Source organism: Campylobacter sp. (assembly GCF_030528245.1).
In the GTDB taxonomy this organism is placed as follows: domain Bacteria; phylum Campylobacterota; class Campylobacteria; order Campylobacterales; family Campylobacteraceae; genus Campylobacter_D.
The window spans coordinates 24,802-32,510 of the sequence record NZ_JAUMZG010000016.1 but is presented as its reverse complement, the minus strand read 5'-3'; the positions used below and the strand labels follow the sequence as shown (position 1 = coordinate 32,510).

At 43.7% G+C, this 7,709-nt stretch carries 8 protein-coding genes; 4 read left to right on the top strand and 4 right to left on the bottom strand.

Annotated features, from left to right (window positions below; genetic code table 11):
* The coding region (locus Q4A73_RS04305; RefSeq protein WP_303206210.1) for a cache domain-containing protein at nt 1-995 on the bottom strand (995 nt) is incomplete at its 3' end.
* A gap of 185 nt (nt 996-1,180) precedes the next feature.
* Between Q4A73_RS04305 and Q4A73_RS04300 the strand changes: the two genes are divergently transcribed.
* The 4 genes from Q4A73_RS04300 to Q4A73_RS04285 are packed head-to-tail and all read left to right on the top strand — an operon-like array spanning nt 1,181 to nt 5,482.
* Nucleotides 1,181-2,554 carry a metal ABC transporter solute-binding protein, Zn/Mn family gene (locus Q4A73_RS04300; RefSeq protein ID WP_303206209.1) on the top strand — a complete coding sequence of 458 codons (1,374 nt, stop codon included), beginning with the start codon at nt 1,181-1,183 and terminating at the stop codon, nt 2,552-2,554.
* Nucleotides 2,551-3,873 carry a DUF1007 family protein gene (locus tag Q4A73_RS04295; protein ID WP_303206208.1) on the top strand — a complete coding sequence of 441 codons (1,323 nt, stop codon included), beginning with the start codon at nt 2,551-2,553 and terminating at the stop codon, nt 3,871-3,873. Before Q4A73_RS04300 ends, Q4A73_RS04295 begins: the two co-directional genes overlap by 4 nt.
* Nucleotides 3,874-4,689: an ABC transporter ATP-binding protein gene (locus tag Q4A73_RS04290; RefSeq protein WP_303206207.1), complete on the top strand. Its 816-nt coding sequence runs from the start codon at nt 3,874-3,876 to the stop codon at nt 4,687-4,689.
* Complete coding sequence (locus Q4A73_RS04285; protein WP_303206206.1) at nt 4,682-5,482, top strand: metal ABC transporter permease; 801 nt, start codon at nt 4,682-4,684, stop codon at nt 5,480-5,482. Before Q4A73_RS04290 ends, Q4A73_RS04285 begins: the two co-directional genes overlap by 8 nt.
* Here Q4A73_RS04285 and Q4A73_RS04280 read toward each other — a convergent pair whose 3' ends face one another.
* From Q4A73_RS04280 to Q4A73_RS04270, 3 genes are read right to left on the bottom strand one after another with little or no spacing between them, the layout of a single operon-like run.
* On the bottom strand, nt 5,483-6,670 hold the full coding sequence (locus Q4A73_RS04280; RefSeq protein WP_303206205.1) for a metallophosphoesterase: 1,188 nt from the start codon (nt 6,668-6,670) through the stop codon (nt 5,483-5,485).
* A gap of 9 nt (nt 6,671-6,679) precedes the next feature.
* Nucleotides 6,680-6,886: an alkylphosphonate utilization protein gene (locus Q4A73_RS04275; RefSeq protein ID WP_303206204.1), complete on the bottom strand. Its 207-nt coding sequence runs from the start codon at nt 6,884-6,886 to the stop codon at nt 6,680-6,682.
* Nucleotides 6,873-7,688, bottom strand: coding sequence for a TerC family protein (locus Q4A73_RS04270; protein WP_303206203.1), 816 nt, complete (start codon nt 7,686-7,688; stop codon nt 6,873-6,875). Before Q4A73_RS04270 ends, Q4A73_RS04275 begins: the two co-directional genes overlap by 14 nt.
* Nucleotides 7,689-7,709: the final 21 nt, after the last annotated feature.

Below are 7,709 nucleotides of genomic sequence, written 5' to 3'. Positions count from 1 at the left end.
TTGAGAAAGTCGAAGAAGGAGTTGAGCCCTGAAAGGATGAGGGAGAGGGGGGATAAAAAACGCGAGACGATAAAATAAAGCAAAATGATGCTTATGAAGCTCACAAAAATCACAATCATGGCCTGTATGAGTGCGATTTTATAAACGGGGGCGTTGATTTCGCTCATATTTTCACCGATACAAATCGTGTAGTTTTTTGTGAATTGAGTGCAAATTCCAAATCTTTCATTCCCATCCTCGGCTCTGGTGTATGTGAAAACCTCATAGCCGGCTCTTTCTTTGGCTATGGTGGCTACGGCCGTGATGTCGAATTTGGGATCCAGCATTTCCCTGTCCTTAGCGACAAAAATTTGATGGTTTTGGTCAAAAGCGAAAACGCGACCGGGTAAATTTTCAAATTCTTGCTGCAAATCGGCCACCAGCACATCAACGGCCAAAACGCCGATGAATTTTCCATCCTTATGCAGGGCGATCGCGTAGGTGAAGCAGGGCTGTTTTGTGGTAACATCAATGTAGGAGGGTGTGATGTAGATGTCCTTAGTTTTCAGCGCTTCTTGGTAGTATTCTCTCGTCCTCGCATCGTAATCATCCGCCTTGCCATAAATCCCAAAGTCAAGATTTTTCGCATCCGAGTCAGGGTCGCTAACGACAAGCTCGCCATTAGGCTGGGCGATATAGACAGCTAAAAATCTCCCCGAATCTCTAAAGGTCTTCAAATCGCGCCCCACAAAACGCTCGAGGGCTTCTTGGTGGTCAAGATTGCCGAGCGGATGTTTGAGGATATTTTTCGCAAAACTCTCAACCGCGGCGGAATTTCTGGCCTTGAAGCTTTCCATAGAATTTTTAGCCGTTTCGACAAAATGCGTCTGGGCATTGACAACCTCCGTAGAAATCGCATCCTTGACGAATATAAAAGTGGTGATTCCTAAGATAATCAAACACAAAACCGCTACCAGATTTGCAAGTAAGGCTACTTTAATTTTGACACTTTTCATCGCTCAATCTCTCCAAAAATTTGTTTTGATTCTATCACAAAATGCTACGCGTTTTTAAATGCGCGTTTTTAAATTGGGATGGTGAAAATTTTGACCGATTGCCCAAATGTAAATTAAAAATTTATTTATCATTAAACTTATATTTGTAAAATAAAGAACTAGCAAAAAATTTTAAAGGAAAAGCCATGAAAAAAGTCTTCTTGTTGTTTCTTTCGTTTTTTTGTCTCGCTTTGCAAGCGGAGGTTAAGGATAATCCCCGCGTGAGCGTTAGCATAGCGCCTCAGGCCTTTTTTGTGAAGAAAATTGCGGGGAATGATTTGGACGTCAATGTGATCTTGCCTGAAAATGCGGACGAGCATAATTTTGAATTCAAAATCGATACGATGAAAACGCTTGAAAAAAGCGATATTTATTTCACGATGGGCCTAGAATTTGAAGAGGTTTTCAAAAATAAATTCAAGCAAAACTTTCCCAAGCTGGAGCTTGCTAGTATGCAAGAGGGCATTGCTTTGGCACATTCTGAGCACCATCACGATCACGATGAGGGCTTTGCGGATGAGGATGTGAAAAATCGCTCGATTGAGGATTGGGTTGGGGAATTCAATTCCGTTTATCCCACGCTGCAAAGTGGCGCACTGAAGGAGGTTTTGCAGTCCAAAGCTAAGGCTCAGGATAAGAGCTATGAAGAGGTTTTAGAATACTACAACACAGGCTACAAAAGCGATGTGGATAAGATAAAAATCAGCAAGGATGGGGGTTTTGTATTTTACAGCAAGGGAAAGCAATACGGCGCAAAATATGCTTATAAGGGCTATCAAATCTTGCAATACAAGTCGGGCAAAAGGGGCGTGAGGTATCAATTTGAAGCCATAAGTGGCGATGAGCAAGCTCCAAAATTCATACAATTTAGCGACCACAATATCAAGCCGAACAAGGTCAATCATTTTCACATTTATATGGGCAATGAGGGTTTTGATAAGCTCAATGAAGAGGTGAAAAATTGGCCGACCTTCTACCTTGCTACGATGAAGGAAAAAGACATCATTGAGGATATGAGGGCGCATTCGCATGAGGAGGATGACCCTCACACTTGGCTCGATCCTATTTTGGTTAAGAGCATAGCGACAAATATCGCTGAGGTTTTGAGTAAAAAATATCCAAAAAATGCGAAGCTCTACGAGGAAAATCTCAAAAAATTCCACCAAGAGCTCGACGCGCTTGATGCACAAATATCAAGCGAATTTAAGGACATCAAAAATAGAAAATTCATCGTTTATCATCCATCATGGGGCTATTTTGCCACTCGTTATAATTTGGAGCAAATTCCTGTTGAAATCAACGGGAAAGAGCCTAAACCAAAGGATTTGCAAGCGCTTATCGCTCTGGCTAAAAAAGAAAAAATCAAGGCGATTTTCGTGCAGCCGGGCTTTCCTGAAAATGCGGCAAAAAATCTAGCGAAAGAGTGCGGTGCGAAGGTCATTTCCATCAATCATTTGGCTCAAAATTGGGATGAGGAGCTTTTAAAAACGGTTGAGGTTTTAAAACTGAATTTGAAATGAGAATTCTTTTTTGTTTTTTGTGGATGAGCGTCCAACTGTCAGCTTGTGCCTTGTGCGCAAGCTACACGCCGACGACCTTTGTGAATTTTGACTTCAACGCCACAAGCGACAAAATTCAATCCATAAACATAAAATGGGAATTTTCCAAAGAATTCACCCAAACGCTTTTGGAAAATTACGATTTGAATTACAACGACAATTTTGACGCAGAAGAGCTTGAAATGATCGAATCGGCTTTGCTTGACTATCTCAAACCCAACGAATTTCTCACAGAACTCTCACTGCATCAAAACGACAAAATGAGCGCCATAAAAACGCAATTCCGGCCGGGAGAATTGCTTTTTAAAGATTCCCAATTTTTCTATCATTATGAAGCGTTTTTCGAAGTGGGCTTGGAGAATGAAAAAATCTTTCATCTTAAAATTCACGATCCCAACGGTTTTTTTCAATTCATTTTTCAAAATCCCAAAGAACTGCAACTGAACGAGAATTTTTATTTGAGTGCCAATGACAATTTAGACTTTGTCTTTTTTCAAATTTTAAGCGGTAAAATCAAAGAAAATTCCAAACAAAATCCCGCCCAGCAGGATCAGAACCTAAAACATAGCTTTGCCAATTTCAACAACGCTCTTTTTGCCTCACTCAAAGAACTTTTGAAAAAAGATACGGATGCAAAAACCCTATTCCTACTCGCCCTACTTTCTTTTGGATACGGCATTTTTCACGCCACAGGTCCGGGCCACGCCAAAACTTTGACGAGTTCTTATTTTTTGACGCACAAAAGCTCGAACAAAAAAATCCTATATTTTTGCCTCAAAATAGCACTGATCCACACCCTAAGCGCCTTTTTGCTCGTGAGTTTTGCCCTCTTGTTTCTCGATGTTTTTTTGCGCTCCTTCAGCAAGGATGCCAGTTTCATTTTGACTCAAATTTCTAGCGTCCTCATCATACTCATCGCCCTTTTCATGCTGGGTAAAAAAATTCTAAGTCCCAAGCACCCGCACAACTGCTCCTGCTGCCATCAAAGCCCCTCACCCCTAAGCGAATGGGCCCTCATCAGCGCCGCTGCCATCGTGCCTTGTCCGGGCACACTTTTGCTCTTCATCTTTGCCTATGAGATCAACTTCATATCCGCCTCCATCAGTGCCATTTTTACGAGTTTGGGGATGTGCTTCATCCTCTTTATTCTGGCACTTTTATCGAACAAAATACATTTCAAATTCAAGGGATTAAGATTTTTTTTAGAATATTTAGGCATTTGCCTCATGCTTTTTTTCGGTTTTTTTATCTTCATCAGTGCCCAGAAAGGAGTGTTTTGAATGCTTTTTTTCCAAATTTCTAATCTCCACTATAGCTACAATAAAATTCCCATCCTAAAAAACATCCACCTCAGCTACGACAGCAAAGATTTTCTCTCCATCATCGGCCCCAATGGCTCAGGCAAATCCACGCTCATCAAGCTCATTTTAGGCCTTCTGAAGGCTAAGGGCGGCATTCGTTTCTTTCATCTTGGCCAAAAAGATTTCGCCTATGTCCCCCAGCACACTCTCGCCAATCCAAATTTCTCCGCCCGTGTCCTTGAGGTCGTTTTGATGGGACTCATCCGCAAAAAGAGCTTTGGTTTTTACAGCAAGTCGGACAAAGAAAAAGCCCTCAAAGCCCTTAAGCTTGTAGGGATGGAGGATTTTTGGGGCAGAGGGCTTGACAGTCTCAGCGGCGGGCAGAGGCAGAGGGTCTTCATCGCCAGAGCCCTAGTGGATGAGTGCAAACTCCTCATTTTGGACGAGCCCACCGCAAGCGTGGATAGCAAGAGCGCGGTGCAAATTTTTGAAATATTAAGCGCTCTGCATAAAAGGGGCATGGGCGTGATCGTCGTTTGCCACGACATCAACCTCGTCCTAGCCTACAGCGATAAAATCGCCCATCTTGACGGAGAGCTTTTTTTACATCCTAACGCAAAAGAGGGACAAAAAAGCGCATTTTTAAAGCATCTTTACGAAAATCACGCCCACTTTTGCGATGTGGAAATGAGCCTTAAAAATTGCGTCCAATGTGAAAATTTCAATCTCTGCGGCATCAGAGCGCAAAAAAAGCCTCCAAAAATCATCACCCCCCTAAGACAAAATTATGCTTGAAATTTTAAACTACACCTTCTTCCAAAACGCCCTTCTTGCCGCGGTTTTAGTCAGCATTGCCTGCGGGGCCATGGGGGTTTTGATCATGATCAATCGCCTTTTTTCAATGGCCGGAGGCATCACACACGCAGCCTTTGGGGGCATAGGCATAGCCTTTTATTTTTCCTTACCCGTCCTCCTTAGCACGGGAATTTGGACGCTTTTTTTGGCCTTTCTCATCGCCTTTTTAAGCCAGCGCTATCAAAACAGAAGCGACAACTTCATCGCCGTCATTTGGGCCTTTGGCATGGCAGTGGGGGTGATTTTGATCGACTTGAGCCCGGGCTATCAAAGTGATTTGATGGCTTATTTATTTGGCAGTATTTTGGCGGTTTCAAGCCAAGATTTGTGGCTCATGCTGGGCGTTGATGCGTTTTTGATCACACTCCTAACGCTTTTTTATCGGCAGTTTGAAATTCTTAGCTTTGATAGCGAATTCGCCAAAAGCAAGGGCATTAATGCCAATTTTTTCTACTATCTTCTCATTGCGATGATGGCGTTTTGTATCGTCATTTCCATCCGCCTTGTGGGACTCATTTTGGTGATGGCGCTTTTGAGCATCCCCAGCTTTATCGCTGAAAATTTCGCCAAAAGACTGGGCGCGATGATGGCGATCTCCGTGCTTTTAAGCACGATTTTTTGCCTTGGCGGACTTTTGGTGAGCTATTTTTTCAATCTCTCAAGCGGCGCTTGCATCATACTCCTAGCCTGCGTGGGTTTTGCGCTGAGTGTGGCGCTGAGATTTTTTAGATGACTATTTTTTGCGGTAAATTTCATTTTTGACCTCCACGCATTTGAAGCCTTTTTTATCCAAAACCGCCACGCGCAAAAAGCCCCCATCATCCACCTTACCCTCACACAAATAAACCCGCTCGGCAATCCTCATCGCCAGCTTTGTGCGGTTACGATGCCCAAAAACTTGATAAAAATTCGCAGGATGATTTTCGCAAAATTCTGCCGCCACCCTCTGACTGTCCTCATAATCCCCCACCCCATAAATGAAATCACAACTGGGCACAAAGCTCAAATGGGACGCTTTTTTCGGCAGGACATTGACCCCGCCGTGCGAGCAAAAAACCCTCTTGGAATCGTATTTATACCAAAGGCACTCCCTCAAGTGCGGGTAAAATTCCCGCCCATCCTTTGGAGTGAGTCTTTCTGCGCGAAAATCCTTCAAGGTATGCTCATTAAATTCCTTAGAATGCGTGAGCTCTCCGTTTGCCCATTTTATCAAATGTCTTTCGTGATTGCCCTCCAAAAGGCAAACATTGGGCCTTTTGCAAATTTTAAGCAGATATTTTAAAACCTTGCCGTTTTCAACCCCCCTATCGATGTAATCGCCTAAAAATATGTAAAATTCATCGTCCTTAAGGCCTTTGAGGTATTTTTTCAGCACCGAGTAGCATCCTTGCAAATCGCCGATATGATGGACCCTTTTATAAGCACTCAAATCGGGCATTTCATAGAGACAATCCTGCCAAGAATCAGGACTTAAAATGCGGTATTTTTTGGGGATTTTTCTTAGCAGGGTTGCGGTTTTTTCTATGAGTTTTGTAGGGGTTAGAAAGCCCGTTTTTTTCGCGTGGGAGAGGTTATTTTGCAGGCATTGCTCCAAGGAGGCTCCGCTAAAATCGATCACAAAAAATTCATAACGATGCGCATCGGCTAAATCCTTAAAAGGCTTGAGAGTCTCACTATAAGCATTGATGATGCAAAACTCACCCTTTAGCATCCTGATTTTTAGAAAATAAAGCAAAATGTGATTGAGCTCGTTGTCGTTTTTGTAATCCAGACTCTTATACCCCCCCAAAAGCTGCCTGTTTCTAGCGCTTAAGGCCCTAAGCCCGTTCATATCTAGCACGAAGTCCTTGAGGGCATTTTTGCGGATGAATTCCTCCTGTCCCGCGTGATAATTCCCCCTCAAAACCAACAAAACGCGCAAAACAAAACTCTAAATTTTCTTTAAAAATTCAGTTTTCAGCACCACAACACCCAGCTTATCCACCCTCGCTTCAATCTCACCCTCCCTAGCCGTGAGCTTGATATTTTTGATAGTCGTGCCCCTTTTGAGCGTGCCGCTAGCCCCCTTGACCCTCAGATCCTTCACCACGCTGACACTATCGCCCGCACTAAGCGCCACCCCGTTAGCATCCTTCATTTTTTCTCCTTTCTCTGGCGATGATGTTTAAAATTTCAGTGCTTAGAGCAAAAAGCATCGCCACATAAATATAGCCCTTGCTAAAGTGCCAATCAAAACTCTGAGCGACCAAAACGACCCCTATCATCACCAAAAAGGCTAGGGCTAAAATTTTGATGCTAGGATAGCGCTCGACAAAATCAGCAATGGGCTTTGAGGCAAAAAGCATCACCAAAACCGCCAAAATCACCGCGATGATCATGATTTCAACATCCTCGGCTATCCCCACCGCCGTGATCACGCTATCAAGCGAAAACACAATGTCAATGACGGCAATCTCAGCCACCACGACCCAAAGCCTTGAGCTAAGTCTCATCGCGGGGGTGTTGGCCTCTTTTTGCGGGCTGAAAATTTCCCCCTTGATTTCTTTGATGGATTTTGCGATCAAAAACAGCCCCCCCAACAGCAGCACCAGGTCCCTGCCTGAAATTACCCCCCCATGCCCACCAATGCCCCCGCCAAAAAAAGCAAAATAAGAAAGGCTAAAAAGTGCGGAATTCAAAAGCTCCTCATCATCACCAAAATAAACAGAAAACAAAGGCGTGCTAAGCTTCATCACCCAAAAAAGCGACAAAAGCAGCAAGATGCGCGTGAGCATCGCGAAGCCAAGCCCCAAAATCCGTCCCTTATCGCGATGCTGCGGGGGGAGTTTGCTCACCAAAATCGCTAAGAAGATGATATTATCCACGCCCAGCACAATCTCAAGCGCCGAGAGGGTCAAAAGCGTCATCCAAGCATCCGGACTAAAAATCCATTCAAACATCGTCATCCTCGTTTCAAAAGC